Origin of the sequence: Streptomyces monomycini, assembly GCF_022271435.1 — a bacterium.
Taxonomy (GTDB): Bacteria; Actinomycetota; Actinomycetes; order Streptomycetales; family Streptomycetaceae; genus Streptomyces; species Streptomyces monomycini.
In genome coordinates this window covers 46,845-62,293 of the sequence record NZ_JAFIQY010000014.1, presented here as the reverse complement: position 1 = coordinate 62,293, position 15,449 = coordinate 46,845, and the positions used below count along the sequence as shown (strand labels likewise).

General features: G+C 73.9%; 15 protein-coding genes and 1 riboswitch. Of the genes, 7 read left to right on the top strand and 8 right to left on the bottom strand.

Features of this window, described 5'->3' with window-relative positions; all coding sequences use genetic code 11:
• The first annotated feature begins 60 nt into the window (after positions 1-60).
• Complete coding sequence (locus JXZ78_RS18065) at positions 61-384, top strand: (2Fe-2S)-binding protein (RefSeq protein WP_030020882.1); 324 nt, start codon at positions 61-63, stop codon at positions 382-384.
• A 117-nt stretch (positions 385-501) separates the two neighbouring features.
• On the opposite strand, the gene bfr is transcribed toward JXZ78_RS18065, so the two are convergent.
• A complete protein-coding gene (gene bfr, locus JXZ78_RS18060) occupies positions 502-981 on the bottom strand; it encodes a bacterioferritin (RefSeq protein ID WP_030020883.1) in 480 nt (159 codons plus the stop codon).
• A gap of 146 nt (positions 982-1,127) precedes the next feature.
• Between bfr and JXZ78_RS18055 the strand changes: the two genes are divergently transcribed.
• Entirely contained in the window at positions 1,128-1,760 is a 633-nt protein-coding gene (locus JXZ78_RS18055; RefSeq protein WP_030020884.1) for a sulfite oxidase-like oxidoreductase, read from the top strand.
• A 111-nt stretch (positions 1,761-1,871) separates the two neighbouring features.
• On the opposite strand, the gene JXZ78_RS18050 is transcribed toward JXZ78_RS18055, so the two are convergent.
• The 5 genes from JXZ78_RS18050 to thiO all read right to left on the bottom strand — a co-directional run bounded on the left by JXZ78_RS18050 (position 1,872) and on the right by thiO (position 7,549).
• Positions 1,872-2,822, bottom strand: coding sequence for a deoxyribonuclease IV (locus JXZ78_RS18050; RefSeq protein WP_078624338.1), 951 nt, complete (start codon positions 2,820-2,822; stop codon positions 1,872-1,874).
• 138 nt (positions 2,823-2,960) lie between these two features.
• Positions 2,961-4,970: a Stk1 family PASTA domain-containing Ser/Thr kinase gene (pknB, locus tag JXZ78_RS18045; RefSeq protein ID WP_030020886.1), complete on the bottom strand. Its 2,010-nt coding sequence runs from the start codon at positions 4,968-4,970 to the stop codon at positions 2,961-2,963.
• A 206-nt stretch (positions 4,971-5,176) separates the two neighbouring features.
• On the bottom strand, positions 5,177-5,971 hold the full coding sequence (locus tag JXZ78_RS18040; RefSeq protein WP_030020887.1) for a thiazole synthase: 795 nt from the start codon (positions 5,969-5,971) through the stop codon (positions 5,177-5,179).
• 10 nt (positions 5,972-5,981) lie between these two features.
• Positions 5,982-6,200 (bottom strand): sulfur carrier protein ThiS, encoded by a 219-nt coding sequence (gene thiS / locus JXZ78_RS18035; protein ID WP_030020888.1) that lies wholly within the window; start codon positions 6,198-6,200, stop codon positions 5,982-5,984.
• Positions 6,197-7,549, bottom strand: coding sequence for a glycine oxidase ThiO (gene thiO, locus JXZ78_RS18030; RefSeq protein WP_167745433.1), 1,353 nt, complete (start codon positions 7,547-7,549; stop codon positions 6,197-6,199). Before thiO ends, thiS begins: the two co-directional genes overlap by 4 nt.
• Positions 7,547-7,662, bottom strand: a riboswitch (TPP riboswitch). It overlaps the preceding gene by 3 nt.
• A gap of 156 nt (positions 7,663-7,818) precedes the next feature.
• Between thiO and JXZ78_RS18025 the strand changes: the two genes are divergently transcribed.
• The 5 genes from JXZ78_RS18025 (at position 7,819) to JXZ78_RS18005 (ending at position 12,767) form a co-directional block, all read left to right on the top strand.
• A complete protein-coding gene (locus tag JXZ78_RS18025) occupies positions 7,819-9,099 on the top strand; it encodes an NAD(P)/FAD-dependent oxidoreductase (protein ID WP_030020890.1) in 1,281 nt (426 codons plus the stop codon).
• 179 nt (positions 9,100-9,278) lie between these two features.
• The gene (locus tag JXZ78_RS18020; protein WP_030020891.1) at positions 9,279-9,644 is read left to right on the top strand and encodes an Rv2175c family DNA-binding protein; all 366 of its coding nucleotides are present in this window, start codon (positions 9,279-9,281) and stop codon (positions 9,642-9,644) included.
• Positions 9,645-9,799: 155 nt separating this feature from the next.
• Positions 9,800-10,450, top strand: a complete 651-nt coding sequence (gene thiE, locus JXZ78_RS18015; protein ID WP_030020892.1) for a thiamine phosphate synthase — start codon at positions 9,800-9,802, stop codon at positions 10,448-10,450.
• Positions 10,451-10,615: 165 nt separating this feature from the next.
• Complete coding sequence (metF, locus tag JXZ78_RS18010) at positions 10,616-11,533, top strand: methylenetetrahydrofolate reductase [NAD(P)H] (RefSeq protein WP_030020893.1); 918 nt, start codon at positions 10,616-10,618, stop codon at positions 11,531-11,533.
• Positions 11,534-11,585: 52 nt separating this feature from the next.
• The gene (locus JXZ78_RS18005; RefSeq protein ID WP_030020894.1) at positions 11,586-12,767 is read left to right on the top strand and encodes a hypothetical protein; all 1,182 of its coding nucleotides are present in this window, start codon (positions 11,586-11,588) and stop codon (positions 12,765-12,767) included.
• A gap of 85 nt (positions 12,768-12,852) precedes the next feature.
• Here JXZ78_RS18005 and JXZ78_RS18000 read toward each other — a convergent pair whose 3' ends face one another.
• Both JXZ78_RS18000 and JXZ78_RS17995 read right to left on the bottom strand, forming a co-directional pair.
• Positions 12,853-14,403 carry a phytoene desaturase family protein gene (locus tag JXZ78_RS18000; RefSeq protein WP_030020895.1) on the bottom strand — a complete coding sequence of 517 codons (1,551 nt, stop codon included), beginning with the start codon at positions 14,401-14,403 and terminating at the stop codon, positions 12,853-12,855.
• Between the two features lie 43 nt (positions 14,404-14,446).
• Complete coding sequence (locus tag JXZ78_RS17995; protein ID WP_030020896.1) at positions 14,447-15,067, bottom strand: DUF4126 domain-containing protein; 621 nt, start codon at positions 15,065-15,067, stop codon at positions 14,447-14,449.
• Positions 15,068-15,449 lie beyond the last annotated feature (382 nt).

Here is a 15,449-nt window from a genome sequence, read left to right as displayed (position 1 = left end):
TCGTCCCGGGTAAGGTAAGGGTAACCTCACTGCGGAACAGGTCGACGGAGGTGAATCCGCGTGTACGTCTGCTCGTGCTTCGGCATCACGGAGCAGCAGGTCCGTGAGCACGCGGAGTCCGGTGCCTGCACTCCGCGCCAGATCGCTTCCGCCAGCAAGGCCGGCACCGACTGCGGCGGCTGCGTCCGCCGCATCCAGGCGCTGCTGGGCCGGGGCACCTGCCCCCGGCGCGAGCTGATCGACCAGGGCGCCCCCGAACCGCTCGGCGCCGAGGCGTCCGGCGGTACGGCCGCGGGGACGGGTGCCGGCAGGCCCGGCCCGTACGACATCGCGCCGCAGACGGCACCCGGCGTGGCGCCCGGCGCCCTGCCGGAAGCGGCCTGAAGCCACTCCGGAGGCGGCGCGCCGACGTGGCGCTGTCCGGAGCACTCGTCCGTACGGCCCGGCTGAAGGAACGTTCCGCTTGGGCGGACCGTTTCAGCGGATCGTCAGCGGACCACCTCAGCCCTCCGGCTGCTCGATCACCTGGGCGAGATACAGCGGCTCGCCGAGCTTCTCGATCAGGTCCAGCTGGGTGTCCAGATAGTCGATGTGGTGCTCCTCGTCGGCCAGGATGGACTCGAAGATGTTGGCCGAGGTGATGTCCCCCTTGGTCCGCATCACGTCGATGCCCCGCTTGAGGCGGTCGATGGCCTCCACCTCGATCTGCCGGTCCGCCTGGAACATCTCGGTGACGGTCTGGCCCACCCGGACGTGGAAGAGCCGCTGGTAGTTGGGCAGGCCGTCCAGGAAGAGGATGCGGTCGGTGAGGATCTCCGCATGCTTCATCTCGTCGAACGACTCGTGCCGGGTGTACTTGGCCAGCTTGGTCCAGCCGAAGTTCTCCTGCATCTTCGCGTGCAGGAAGTACTGGTTGATGGCGGTCAGCTCGGCGGTCAGCTGCTCGTTGAGGAATTCGATGACCTCGGGGTCGCCCTGCATGGCAGCGGGCTCCTTCCACGCGAGTACTGGCAGGTGCCGCGCATCCTTGCACCGTCGTGAGCTGGGCGTCCAGTAAGTGCACGCTTAGTACGAGTTGCCCGAATCGCTGTCGCCCTGGTCACCGGCACGCCCGAGGGTCTGACACCATGGAGAGCATGGGTCAGCCCGAAAGCCGCGAAGCGGAGCATCCTCAGCTGCCTCCGGGGCAGCGACTGCAACGGGGATGGCCGGTCACGCACTACGGCCCGGTACCGAAATTCCGGCCCGAGCGCTGGGAGTTCCGCGCTTTCGGCGCCACCGCGGACGGCGGCAAGCACTGCTGGACGCACGAGGAATTCACCGCGCTGCCCTATACGACCGTTGTGGCCGACATGCACTGCGTCACGAAGTTCAGCATGCTCGGCGCCGAATGGGGTGGAATCTCCACCCGTACCCTTCTCGACCTCGCGCCGCCGGCCCCGGATGTCACCCATGTGATGGTGTGGGCCGAATACGGATTCAGTTCGAACCTCAAGCTGGCCGACTTCGCCGACGCCAAGTCACTGTTCGCCACCCACCGCTCCGGTGAGCTGCTCACCGCCGAGCACGGGTTTCCGGTCCGCCTGATCGTGCCGCACCTGTACGCCTGGAAAGGGCCCAAGTGGGTGCGCGGCATCGAGTACATGACAGCGGACCGCCGTGGCTTCTGGGAGGAGCGCGGCTACCACAACCTCGGCGACCCGTGGCGCGAGCAGCGCTACTCCTACCAGGAAGGGCCGGGGGACGGGCCGGAGCTGTAGCCGTACCGGCGCCTGCTCGTATCCGCACCGGCGCCGACCCGTAGTCGTACCCGCCCGTAGCCGCACCGGCACCTGCCCGTAGCCGGTACCGCGCGCCCCGGCCCGCCCGCCTCAGGCCGGGTGCCGCAGATCCTTCAGCCGGGCCACGTCCGCCGCGTGCCCCTCCTTGCCGCCCGGGGTCTCGATCACCAGCGGTACGCCCAGGGTGGCCGGATGCCGGAACAGCTCACCGAACGGGTCGGCGCCGATGTGCCCCGCGCCGATGTTCTCGTGGCGGTCCTTGTGTGCGCCGACGACGTCCTTGGAGTCGTTGGCGTGGATCAGTTTCAGCCGCCCCTCGCCCGCGACGTCGACCAGCTCGTCCAGCAGCGCCTTCATGCCGCCGGGCGCCGCCATGTCGTGCCCGGCCGCGAAGGCGTGGCAGGTGTCCAGGCAGATGCCCAGCTTCGGGTGCCGGTCCAGCGCGTCGAAGTACGGACCGAGATCCTCCGCCAGCGCGCACAGCGACGCGCCCTGACCCGCCGTCGGCTCCAGCAGCAGCCACGGGTCGTCGTCGTGCGTCAGCTCCTCCAGCAGCGGACGCATCCGTTCGCGTACCTGCGCCAGGGCCTCGGCGCGGGGGCGCCCGCCGGTCGCCGAGCCGGTGTGCACCACCACGCCCCGCGCGCCGATCGCCCGGCCGCGCCGCAGCGAGTGGCGCAGCGAGAGCACGGACTTCTCGACGGTCTCCGCGGTGTGCGAGCCGAAGTTGATCAGGTAGGGGGCGTGCACGTACGCCGGGAGCGCCTCCCGTTCGCACGCCTCCCGGAACGCCTCGTCCTGCTGCGGGCTGCCGGGCGGCGTCGCCCAGCCGCGCGGGTTGGCGACGAAGACCTGTACGGCCTCGCCGCCGATGTCACGGGCGTACGGGACGCCGACCTTGGCCAGACCGCCGGCCACCGGGACGTGGCCGCCGACCGGATTGCGCTCCCGGGCGCGCTGCTGGGAGGTCTGCCGGGCGTCCTGCTGGGCGTCCTGCGGAACGTTCTGCGGAGAGTTCTGCGGGGAAGGGGAGGTGCTCACCCGTCAAGGGTGCCAGGTGCCGGGCGCCCGCCCCGGCGTGCGGGCGGGCGTCCTTGCTCACAGCGGGACGGCGGGACAGCGGGCCTGGGGGCCTGGGGGCCCGGGGGCCCGGGGACGGCGCCGAGGCGCCGCCCCGGCTCACAGCACGCTCTCCAGCCGGATGGTGATCTTGCTGCCCTTCGCCGCCTGCCCGCCGCCCGCGACCGACTGGCTCGCGACCTTGTCCTTCGGGAACAGGAACGGCTTCTTGACCTCGACCGCGAAGCCCGCGTCGGACAGGGCCTGCCGCGCGTCGGCCTCGGTCTTGCCGGTCACGTCCGGCACGGTGACCATCTCGGGGCCCTCGGAGAGCGTGAGCGTCACGGTGTCGCCCCGGCCCAGCTTGCCGCCCGCCCCCGGCTCCTGCCGGGCGACCTTGCCCTTGTCGTGCGGGGAGTGCACCGTACCGTCCGCGATCTTCACCTCGAAGCCCGCGCCGCGCAGTGTCGCCTCCGCGTCCGCCCGGTCCCGGCCGGTCACGTCCGGCACGTCGACCTCGGCGCCACGGCTGACCGTGAGCGCGACGGCGGTCTCCGGGCGCCGCTTGCTGCCGGCCGCCGGGTCGGTGCCGATCACCGACCCCTTGGCGACCTCGTCGGAGAACTCCTTGTGCACCGTGCCGACGGTCAGCCCCAGGTCGCGCAGCTTGCGCTTGGCGTCGGCGACCGGCGTGCCCACCAGGTCGGGCACCTGCACGATCTCCGGGCCCTTGGACAAGGTGATGGTGACCGTGCCCGTACCGCGGATGCGCTTGCCGTTCTCCGGCTCCGTGGCCATGACGTGGCCACGCTCCACATTCGGGCTGAAGGCGCGCTCCACCTTCACCTCCAGGCCCTCGTCGCGCAGCGTCTGCTCCGCCTTCGCCTGCGTCATGTCCAGTACGGGCGGGACGGTGGTGAACTGTCCGGAGTTGATGTACCAGACGCCCGCGCCCACCACCAGTACGAGCAGCACGGCGGCGATTACCGAGGCCGCCCTGCGCCGGGTCCGCAGCAGCCCGGTCCACGCTCCGGCCCAGGGCCCCGTCCGCGGGGCGGCCGCCGCCGGGCGCAGCCGGGTGGTCGGCTCGGCCGCCGACACCGGGTCCGGTGGCGGAGTCTCCAGCCTGCTGGTGTGGTTCAGCGGCTCCTCCAGCGGCAGCGGCTGCTGGACGGCGATCCGCGGCAGCACGCTCGTACGGTCCTCGGAGCCCGCCGCGGCCCCGCCCGCCGGTGCCTCGTTGGCCTGCGGCGGCACCGCGTCCAGCTGCGCGTCGGTCAGCTCGGCCCGTACCGTGCGCGTCTGCGCGAGCAGCGTCACCGCGTCCTGCGGGCGCAGCTCGGGGCGGCGCGCGGTGGCCGCGGCGACCAGGTCGTCGAGCTGCGGCGCCAGCTCGGGCGCGTACGTGGAAGGGGCCGGCACGCCCTCGTGGAGGTGCTGGTAGAGCACCTGGGCGGCGCTGCCGCCGGTGTGCGGCTTGCCGCCGGTCAGCATCTCGAACAGCACGACACCGCACGCGTAGACGTCCGCGGGCGGACCGGCCGCACCGGCCGTACTGTCTTCGATGCGCTCGGGCGCCAGGTAGGAGACCGTGCCCAGGAGCGAGCCGGTCGAGGCGGTGCTGTTCGCGTCCACGGTCCGTACGAGGCCGAAGTCGGCGACCTTGACCCGGCCGTCGTCGCCGATCAGGACGTTCTCCGGCTTCATGTCGCGGTGCACCAGCCCGGCCCGGTGGGCGGCGCCCAGCGCGGCCAGGATCGGCTCCACGATGTCCAGCGCCGCCCGCGGCTGGAGGGCGCCGCGCTCGCGCAGGACGTCGCGCAGCGTGCACCCGGCGACGTACTCCATGGCCAGGTACACGTACGTGCCGTCGGTGCCCTGGTCGTAGACGCCCACCACATTGGGGTGGTCGAGCCGGGCGGCGGACTTGGCCTCGCGGATGAAGCGGTCGACGAACGCGGCGTCGGCCGCCAGCGACGGGTGCATCACCTTCAGGGCGAGCACCCGGTCCAGCCGGGTGTCCACGGCCCGGTAGACCGTGGCCATGCCGCCGGCGGCGACGCGCGCCTGCACCTGGTACCGGCCGTCGAGCAGCTGCCCGACCAGCGGGTCCTGAAGGGTCGTATCCACGGCAGACGAGTCTACGAGCCGCCACGGCGGTGCCGGACGCCCTGCCCGGGAACCCGCGGCCATTGCATCCGAACAGTGACAGGGGCGGGCCGCGGACCGGCCGGGATGTGCGGGATGCCCCTTTCGCGGGGTGGGTGGTGTCGGGTGGTGGCGGGCGGCGGCCGGTCAGGGACGCTGCCCGCCGTGCCCCGGGAGGCCGCGGCCGATCAGAAGGCCGGGCGTTCCGGGTCCAGCGCGGCGACGCCCTCCACCGGGGAGGAGGCTTCCGCGTAGTGGCGGCGGGGGATGCGCCCGGCCCGGTACGCCAGCCGGCCGCCCTCGACCGCGTGCCGCATGGCCTCCGCCATCAGGACGGGCTCCTGCGCTCGGGTCACCGCCGAGGCCAGCATCACCGCGGCGCAGCCCAGCTCCATGGCCAGGGCGGCGTCGGAGGCGGTGCCGGCGCCCGCGTCCAGGATCACCGGGACCCTGGCCCGCTCGGTGATCAGCTGGAAGTTGTGCGGGTTGCGGATGCCGAGCCCGGAGCCGATGGGGGAGCCCAGCGGCATGATCGCCGCGCAGCCCACGTCCTCCAGCTTGCGGGCCAGCACCGGGTCGTCGTTGGTGTACGGCAGGACGGTGAAGCCGTCGTCCACCAGGGTCTCCGCGGCGTCCAGCAGCTCGACCGGGTCCGGCAGCAGCGTGCGCTCGTCCGCGACCACCTCCAGCTTGACCCAGTCGGTGCCCAGCGCCTCCCGGGCCAGCCGGGCGGTCAGGACCGCCTCGCCCGCGGTGAAGCAGCCCGCGGTGTTCGGCAGCACGCGGATGCCGTGCCGTTCCAGTACGGACAGCACCGAGCCCTGCACGGTCGGGTCCAGACGGCGCATGGCGACCGTCGTCAGCTCCGTACCGGAGGCGAGCAGCGCCCGTTCCAGGATGTCGAGACTGGGCGCTCCGCCCGTCCCCATGATCAGTCGGGAGTCGAAGGCGGTGTCGGCGATGGTGAGGAGGTCGTCGGCCATGACGTACGGATCAGCCTCCCTGGACTGCGGTGAGGACCTCGACGCGGTCGCCGTCGCCGAGCGCGGTGGCGGGCCACTGGCCGCGCGGCACCACGGCCTCGTTGACGGCGGCGGCCACGCCGCCCGGTGCCGTGGTCAGACCGGCGACGAGCCGGTCCAGGGTGAGCCCGCCGGGGAACTCCCGGGGCTCGCCGTTCACGGAGACGGTGATGGGCGTGGTGACGGTCATACGGGCTGCTCCTGAGGGGCGGGGGCGGTCGCGGGAGCCTGGTCGGTGCCGTTCGCGGGAGCCTGGAGGGGAGGGGACGACGGCGCGGGACCGGACGAGGGCGCGGGACCGGACGATGCCGGGAGCCCGGACGCGCCCGCCGCGAAGCGGTCCGGGGTGAACGCCCGCGCCTCCTCCGGCAGCGGGCCGCCGGTCAGCGCCGCCGCCATCACGTCGCCCGTGACCGGCGTCAGCAGCACCCCGTTGCGGTGGTGCCCGGTCGCCACCAGCAGGCCGGGCAGCGCGGTCGGGCCGAGCAGCGGCGCGTTGTCGGGCGAGCCGGGGCGCAGCCCGGCGCGGGACTCGACCAGGGGCAGTTCGGTGATGCCGGGGACCAGCTCATGGGCGTCCCGCAGCAGCTCGTAGACCCCGCCCGCGGTGACCGTGGTGTCCCAGCCCAGCTCCTCGCTGGTGGCGCCGACGACCAACTCACCGTTCTCGCGCGGTACGAGGTAGAGCGGGCCGCCGCGCACCACGGCCCGTACGGTGCGGGACAGAAACGGTACGCCGCCGGGCAGGCCGTCCGGCATCCGCAGCCGCAGCACCTGGCCCTTGACCGGGCGGACCGGCGGCAGCACGTCCTCGGGGACGCCCGCCAGCAGCCCGCTCCGGCTGCCCGCCGCGAGCACCACCTGCCCGGCCGTGACCCGGCTGCCGTCGGCCAGTCCGGCGCCGGTGGCGCGGCCCCGCACGACGGTCAGCCGCTCGGCCGCGGAGCGGTGGAAGGCGACCCCGGCCCGCTCGCAGGCGGCGAGCAGCGCGGCGGCCAGCCGCCGCGGATCGACCTGGTGGTCCCCGTCCACGCGCAGGCCCCCGCGCACGCCCGGCGCGAGCAACGGCTCCAGGCGACGGCACTCGCGCCCCGTCAGCCACTCGGACTCCAGGCCGCTGCGGAGCTGGAGGGCGTGCAGGTCGCGCAGGTGGGCGCGGTCGTCGGCGTCCAGCGCGACGGCCAGGGTGCCGCACCGGCGGTAGCCGACATCCAGACCGCTCGCCTCCGTCAGCTCGGCGGCGAACTCCGGATAGCGGCGCGCGGAGGCGAGATTGAGGCCGAGCAGCGTCTGCTCGCCGTAGTGCAGCTCGGTGACGGCGGCCAGCATCCCCGCCGCGACCTGGGCGGCGCCACCGCCGGGGGCCGGGTCGGCGACGGCGGTCCGCAGCCCGAGCCGGGCCGCCCGCCAGGCGGTGACCAGGCCGATGATGCCGCCGCCGACGACGAGCACGTCCGGGCTCGCGCCGGACGCGGAGACCGCCCCGGGGGATGTCGATTTCCGTGTGGACGGACGCGTGTTCCGTGCGGGTGGATGCATGGGTGTCCAGCCCCTCCCTTCGCCGGCATGACCCGGATCAGGTTCGTACGGTCGGAGGCCGCGTCAGCCTCCCTCTCAGCCCGGTCGCGTCCGGGCTCCCGCGTGTGCGTTCACCGGCAACCCTAGTACGGGCCGCCGACGCGCCGTAAGGGAGCGCCGGGTGCGGGGCGCGGGGGCCGGCACCGGCGGGTTACGGACCGTGACGTTGTGTCATAGATCTCGTCGCGCGGTGCTCCAGGTCGCGAGACGCCCCGTCCTACAGTGATCGGGTGAGCGAGCAGACCCAGCCCCAGGACCCTGACCGCGCGCGCCAGGACCGCGAATCCGCCGAACGCGCGGCCGAGCGCACCCGGCGCGCCGTCATCGTCGGCGCCGGACTGGCCGGTGTGCAGACCGCCGTCGCCCTGCGCGAACAGGGCTGGCGCGGGGCGGTCACGGTGCTCGGCGAAGAGCCGCACCAGCCGTACGACCGCCCGCCGCTGTCCAAGGCCGTGCTGCTCGGCAAGGCCGACGGGTCCGCCTTCGACGTGGACTTCGAGGCGCTCGGCATCGAGCTGCTGCTGGGCCGGCGCGCCATAGGGCTCGCGGCCGGCTCGCGGGTGCTGGAGACGGACGCCGGGCCGCTGCCGTACGACCACCTGGTCATCGCCACCGGCGCCGAGCCGGTCACCCTGCCCGGCTGCGACGGGCTGCCGGACGTCCATGTGCTGCGCACTCTCGACGATGCCGAGCGGCTGCGGCCGGTGCTGACCGGGCAGCGCGAGGTCGTGGTCGTCGGCGCGGGCTGGATCGGCGCGGAGTTCACCACCGCGGCGCGCGAGGCGGGCTGCCGGGTGACGGTCGTCGAGGCCGCCGACCGGCCGCTGGCCGGTGCGCTGCCCGCCGAGGTCGCCGCTCCGATGGCGGCCTGGTACGAGGACAGCGGCGCCCGGCTGCGGACCGGCGCCCGGGTCGCCGCGGTCACCGAGGGCGCGGTGACGCTCGCCGACGGCACGGTGCTCACCGCCGACGCGGTCGTCGTCGGCATCGGCGCCCGCCCCGCGACCGCCTGGCTGGCCGGGTCCGGCATCGAGCTGTCGCCCGAGGACCGCTCCGTCCTGGCCGACGAGCGGCTGCGCACGACGCTGCCCGACGTGTACGCGGTCGGCGACTGCGTCTCCTTCCCGTCCGCCCGTTACGGCAGCCGCCTGCTGGTCCACCACTGGGACAACGCCCTGCACGGGCCGCGCACGGTCGCCGCCACCATCGTCCGCGGCGCCGCCGAGGGGCCGGTGTACGACCCGGTCCCGTACTTCTGGTCCGAGCAGTTCGGGCGTTTCGTGCAGTACGCCGGGCACCACGCGGGCGCTGACGAGACGGTGTGGCGCGGCGACCCGGAGAGCGCGGCCTGGTCGGTGGTGTGGCTGCGCGACGGCGTGCTCGTCGGGCTGCTGGCGGTCGGCCGGCCCCGCGACCTGGCCCAGGGCCGCAAGCTCATCGAGCGGGGCGCGGTGCTGGACCGGCGGAGGGCGGCGGACGCGTCCGTACCGCTGAAGTCGGCGGCGGTCTGAGGCAATCCGGGGCGGAAACCGGTGCCGGGGCCGGGCCGTAGCTCCTGCGAGTGGCGTGTCCGGCGGTGTGTCCGACAGCGCGTCCGGCGGCACGTTCGGCGGCGCGTTCGGGTGCTGTGGGCTGCGCCGATGGCGATGCCCGGCTACCGGCTGTCAGTGCGAGGTGGCAGGCTTGTCCCGTGACCGAGATTGACGCAAAGATCGATGGACTCGTCCCCGCCTGGCTCACCCTCCCCGACATCGCCGAGATGATCGGCGTCGAGGTGACGCGTGTGCGGCAGCTGGTGAAGGAGGGCCAGCTGATCGCGGTGCGCCGCGGCGAGAACCGTGCCCTGCATGTGCCGGCCGACTTCATCAAGGACGGCAAGGTCGTCAAGGGCCTCGTCGGGACGCTGACGCTCCTGCGGGACGACGGCTTCGCCGACGAGGAGATGCTGGAGTGGCTCTTCACCGCCGACGAGACGCTGCCCGGCACCCCCGCCCAGGCCCTGCGTGAGAACCGCGGTACGGAGGTGAAGCGCCGGGCTCAGGCGCTCGCCGTCTAGGCCCGCTCCCTGCTGCGGGGCGCACCCGTGCGTCGAGTGCGTCCGCAGCCGTACCACCGTCGCGCCCGCACCCGCGGCCGCGACCGTCTTCGCACCACTGGCGTACGGGCCGGAAGGCCCGGCCCGTACGCCGCAGACCTGGGGGGACCCGCCCGATGAGCACCGCACGCCACGCCCTGTCCGACGCCCGGCTCTACCTGTGCACGGACGCCCGCAAGCGCCAGGGCGACCTCGCGCAGTTCCTGGACGCGGTGCTCGCGTCGGGCGTGGACGTCGTGCAGCTGCGCGACAAGGGCATGGAGGCCGCCGAAGAGCTGGCCCACCTGGAAGTCTTCGCGGACGCCTGCCGCCGGCACGGCAAGCTGCTCGCGGTCAACGACCGCGCCGACGTCGCCCACGCCATCGGCTCGGACGTCCTGCACCTGGGCCAGGGCGACCTGCCGGTGCCCGCCGCCCGCGCCGTTCTCGGCGAGGACGTGCTGATCGGCCGGTCCACCCACGCCGAGGCGGAGGTGGACGCCGCGCTGACCGAGCCCGGCGTGGACTACTTCTGCACCGGCCCCTGCTGGCCCACCCCGACCAAGCCCGGCCGCCACGCGCCCGGCCTCGGCCTGGTCCGCCACGCCGCCGCGCGGCGGCCCGAGCGCCCCTGGTTCGCCATCGGGGGGATCGACGCGTCCAACCTGGACCAGGTGCTGGACGCGGGCGCCCGCCGGGTGGTCGTCGTCCGGGCGATCACCGAGGCCGGGGACCCGGGGGCCGCGGCCGCCGACCTGGCGAAGCGGGTACGCGCCCGCGGGGAGTGACCGCTCCGGCGCGGGCCGCCCGTACCGCTCCGCCGTGGGCCCGTTCGTACGGGAGATGGCCGGGCGTCGGCCGGGCGGTGTCCACGGTGTGGACCGGAACGCGGCTATCCGGGCATTTCACCGGAGTCGGTTGGTGTGCGGGAAGCCGGTGGATAATCTGCACGTATGGCCCTAGGCACAGCTTCCACCAGGACTGATCGCGCACGGACCGTGCGCGACCTGCTCGCTTCCGGCAAGCAGTCGTATTCGTTCGAGTTCGCCGCCCCGAAGACGGAGAAGGGCGAGCGGACGTTGTGGAACGCCATTCGCCGGATCGAGGCGGTCGCGCCGACCTTCGTCTCCGTGACGTACGGGGCGGGCGGCACCTCCCGCGAGGGCACGGTGCGCGCGACCGAACGGATCGCCACCGACACCACCCTCACCCCGGTCGCCCACCTGACCGCCGTCAACCACTCCCTAGCCGACCTGCGCAACATCATCGGGCAGTACGCCGACGCCGGTATCCGCAACATGCTCGCGCTGCGCGGCGACCCGCCCGGCGACCCGATGGGCGACTGGGTCCAGCACCCCGAAGGCGTCCTGTACGCCGCCGAACTGGTCCGGCTCATCAAGGAGTCGGGCGACTTCTGCGTCGGCGTGGCGGCCTTCCCCGAGATGCATCCGCGCTCGACGGACTGGGACACCGACGTACGGCACTTCGTCGACAAGTGCCGGGCCGGCGCGGACTTCGCGATCACCCAGATGTTCTTCTACGCCGAGGACTACCTCCGGCTGCGGGACCGGGTCGCCGCGGCGGGTTGCGAGACGCCCATCATCCCGGAGATCATGCCGGTCACCAACGTCCGCCAGATCGAACGGTTCGCGCAGCTCAGCAATGCCGCCTTCCCGCCCGAGCTGGCCGAGCGCATCCTCGCGGTCAAGGACGATCCGGCGGCTGTACGCTCCATTGGCATCGAGTATGCGACGGAGCTGTGTGCGCGCTTGATGGCCGAGGGAAGTCCCGGGTTGCACTTCATTACCCTGAACCACTCCACGGCGACGCTGGAAATCTACGAGAATCTGGGTCTGCACCAGCAGTCCTGACGGCGGTTTGCCGCACCACGGCGGCCTGTGGGGCGGCGGAAGAGGGGCGTACATGGGCTGGGTGGTCCTCTACATCGCATTCGGCTGTGTCGCCCTCTGGCTCCTCAGTGAAGTGCTGCTCCAGTACAAGGCCAGACTGCGGTGGCGGCTGCTGGCCTTCACCGGCTTCCTCGGTGTGGTCGTCGGTGTCGTCATCCCGTCGGTGATCGTGATAGCGGCCGGCGCCATCGCCTTCGCCGTCGGGCAGACCTACGTCACGCTCTCCTTCCGGAGCGGTTTCCAGTCCGGCTGGGCGCTGCGCGGCAAGCGCCGGGACAGCGGCAAGCGCGGCGACAACCGGCGGCGCCGGGCCAAGGGCGGCGGCCGGGCCGCGGACGCCGGGCCGACCCTGCAGGTCAGCGGCCTGGAGGCGGTCCCCGCAGCGGAGGAAGCGGCCACCACCGGGGCGGCGGACGGCGGCACGCCACCGGCCGGCACGGCCGCGTACGACGGTACGGCCGCGTACGGCAGCACGGCGGCGTTCGACGGCACGGACCCGTTCGCGGGCGTCGAGGGCTCCGGGAGCGGTTACGGGGGTGGCGACTCCACCGAGGTGTATGCCCCGCAGCCCATCCCCGAGGAGACCGGCCAGTACGGCATATACAGCTCCGACGCCCGCTCGCAGGAGCCCGGCTACGCCGCGTACGACGGCTACGGGGGATACGGGCAGGACGCCTACGGCTACGACGGCGGTTACGGCGCCGCCGCCCAGAGCGGGCAGGACGCCTACCCCGACCACTACAGCGCCTACGGCACGGACCAGGGCCAGGGACAGGGCCAGGGACACGGTCAAGGGCAGGGGCAGGGGCAGGGGCAGGGTCAGAGCCACGAACAAGGCCATGGCCAGGGCGGACTCCCCGGTCAGGGCGGGTTCCCCGGCCAGCAGCAAGGCGGGCAGGCGCCCTACACCGACCCGTACATCGGCCAGCAGCAGTACGCCGGGCAGTACGACCCGTACGACCAGCCCGACGCCTTCGGCGGCACCCAGGCCTACCCGGCGCAGCAGTACACCGGCGTGCAGGACCCGTCACAGGGCCAGGCGCAGCCTTCCTACGGCGACACTCCGCCCGGCGGGGTGTGGGTCCCGCAGCAGCGTGGCAACGAGCCCACTGCCGACCAGCCGTACCCGCCCTACCAGCCACCGCAGAACCAGAATCAGAACCAGGGCTACGACGGGCAGCAGTACCACTACTGAGCGGCCGGCGGACGCCGCCTGCTCACTCGCGGACGCCCGCGGGTCACCCGCGGACGCCCCCTGCCCGCTGGCCGGCGCCCTCGGGTCACTCCGAGCCGCGCCAGTCGTCCCCGTTCACGATCAGGCCCGCGACGAGGGCGCCCGACATCCCGGCGTGCGCCAGCCCGCCGCCCGGGTGCGTCCAGCCGCCGACCGCGTACAGCCCCGGTACGCGGGTGCGGTTGGCGGGGCGCAGGAAGCGGCCGCCGGCCCCGGCCAGCGCCGGGCCCGGTATCGCTTCGCCCTCGGCGGGCGGCAGCACGGCCCGCCACAGCACCCGCTCCCGCAGCCCTGGCACCGCCGCCTCGGCGGCCGTCACCAGCCGGTCGGCGGCCGCTGCCTGCGCGGCCGTCTCCCCGGCAGTCCCGGAATCCCCGTCGGCTACCGCGGTGGACGGCACAGCCAGGTCTCCGTACGGCGCGACCGCGGCGCTCAGCGTCACGGCCTCGTGATCGTCGTCGGGCCGGGACGCCGGATCGTCCGGGCGCAGCACCGTCACCGTCGGACGCTCGCACAGCGCCCCGGGGCCCACCCCGAAGAGCGTGCCCAACTCCGCCGCACGGTCGGGCGCGTGGACCACCGTGCGGTGGGTCGCGTCGGCGGGCCGGGGGCCACGCAGCGCGAGGGCGACCGTGAACCGCCCCGGCGTCCGGCGGTGTGCGTCGCCATCGGGCCGTACGTCGTCCGCGCCCCACGGCTCCGCGCCCCGCAGAAGGGCCGTCAGCCGCTGCGGAGCCACGCCCGCGACGACCGTGTCCGCCTCGACGACCCCGCCGTCGCGCAGCTCCACGCCCGCCGCCCGGCCGTCCGCCTCGACGACGCGCGTCACCTCGGCGCCGAAGGTGAACTCCACCTTCCGGGCCAGACAGCGCTCGTACAGTGCGTCGGCCAGCGCCCGGATGCCGCCGCGCGGATACCAACTTCCGAAAGTCTGCTCCATGTACGGCAGGACCGCGGCGCTCGCCGGGACGCTGCGCGGGTCGAAGCCGTACGCCAGGGCGTAGCTCTCCAGGAGGGCGGCCAGCCGTGGGTCCTTCAGCTCATGGACGGCGATGTCGGCGAGGGAGGCGTCCGTGACCGGCTTGCGGCGCCCGAACAGCCCGCGCTTCGGCAGCGCCGGGTACGGATCACGCCCGAGCACCTGCCAGTCGGGCCACAGCGGCTCCTCCAGCAGCGGGCGGCGGGTCCGGTCCCAGGCGTCGCGGGCGCGGCCCAGGAACGCGCTCCAGCGCTCACCCGCGCCCGCGCCGAGCGCGCCGTCCAGCGCCGCGAGCACGCCGGCCCGCGACGCGTTGGGCAAGGAGACGGCCGAGCCGTCGGCGAAGACGTGCCGGGCGGCCGGGTCGACCTGGGACAGCTCGACGACGCTCTCCAGCGGCTCGCGGCCGGTCTTGACGAACAGGTCGCGGTAGACGGCGGGCAGATGGAGCAGCCCGGGGCCGGTGTCGAAGCCGAAGCCCGCGCGCTCGAAGCGGCGCACCGCACCGCCGTACGTCGCCCCACGTTCGTACACCGCCACCCGGTGGCCCGCGACGGCCAGCCGGGCGGCGGCCGCCATCGCGCCCATCCCGGCGCCGATCACCGCAATCCGTGCCATGCCTGCGACTTTATCCGGCACCACTGACAACGCGGCTCCCGGCTCAGCCCGCCGGCGCCGAACCCTCCCGCGCCGCCGCCAGGTGCCGCTCCTCCCGCCGCTGCCGCCTGCGCCGCAGGAAGCGCCGTACCCGCGACCACAGGAACGCCACCAGCACGATCCCGGCGACCAGCAGCACACCGGCGACGATCGCCGCGGCCACCGGGTGGAACACCGCGAAGACCACGATGCCCGCGACCCCGAGGTCCTCCAGGGTGCTCAGCACGAAGTTGCTGGCCGGTTCCGGCGAGGCGTTGACCGCCATCCGCGTGCCCGCCTTGACCAGATGGCTGACCAGCGCGCTGGTGCCGCCCACCGCGCCCGCCGCCAGCTCGGGCAGCGACCCGTCGTGGCCCGCCAGCAGCGCCGCCACGACCCCGCCGGACACCGGCCGTACGACCGTGTGCACGGCGTCCCAGACCGAGTCCACGTACGGGATCTTGTCGGCGACCGCCTCGATCAGGAAGAGCACCCCCGCGACGATCAGCACATCGGCGCGCTGCAACGAGGCGGGCACCTCGTCGGCGGCTCCGGTGGCTCCGAGCACGCCGAGGAGCAGCACGACGGCGTAGGCGTTGATGCCACTGGCCCATCCGCTGGTGAAGACAAGGGGGAGTACCGACACGCAGAGATCGTAACCAGCCGCTGCGCGCCGGTGCTCAGGTTTGAGTATGCGTACTCAGTCGCCGAGATGAGTAGGTACGCGGATGGGCTGCGACCTGCGCGGACGGAAGAGTGTGCAGCACGGAAGGGACGCCGGGCCGGCACCGCCGGCACGGGGCGGCGGAACGGCACGGCAGCCCGGACGTGACGGGGGAGCACGGGGGAAGATAGGGGGCTCCACGGGGGAAAGCACGGGGGTACGGGGCCCCACGGGGGAAGCGCTGTCCTGGACGGATCGCCGGGGGAACGATCCGGTCCGGGGCAGCGCGCCTGGTACGGAACAGCGGCGGGGGGGGGGGGGCGCAGCCCGCGCCCCCCCCCGGGGGGGGGGGCCGGGGGGGGCC

Bases quoted from the DNA above. Each gene is read 5' to 3' on its own strand.
- metF (WP_030020893.1), top strand. From the start codon at position 10,616: ATGGCCCTAGGCACAGCTTCCACCAGGACTGATCGCGCACGGACCGTG.
- thiS (WP_030020888.1), bottom strand. From the start codon at position 6,200: ATGACCGTCACCACGCCCATCACCGTCTCCGTGAACGGCGAGCCCCGG.
- bfr (WP_030020883.1), bottom strand. From the start codon at position 981: ATGCAGGGCGACCCCGAGGTCATCGAATTCCTCAACGAGCAGCTGACC.
- JXZ78_RS18000 (WP_030020895.1), bottom strand. From the start codon at position 14,403: ATGGCACGGATTGCGGTGATCGGCGCCGGGATGGGCGCGATGGCGGCC.
- JXZ78_RS18005 (WP_030020894.1), top strand. From the start codon at position 11,586: ATGGGCTGGGTGGTCCTCTACATCGCATTCGGCTGTGTCGCCCTCTGG.
- thiO (WP_167745433.1), bottom strand. From the start codon at position 7,549: ATGCATCCACCCGCACGGAACACGCGTCCGTCCACACGGAAATCGACA.
- JXZ78_RS18055 (WP_030020884.1), top strand. From the start codon at position 1,128: ATGGAGAGCATGGGTCAGCCCGAAAGCCGCGAAGCGGAGCATCCTCAG.
- thiE (WP_030020892.1), top strand. From the start codon at position 9,800: ATGAGCACCGCACGCCACGCCCTGTCCGACGCCCGGCTCTACCTGTGC.
- JXZ78_RS18040 (WP_030020887.1), bottom strand. From the start codon at position 5,971: ATGGCCGACGACCTCCTCACCATCGCCGACACCGCCTTCGACTCCCGA.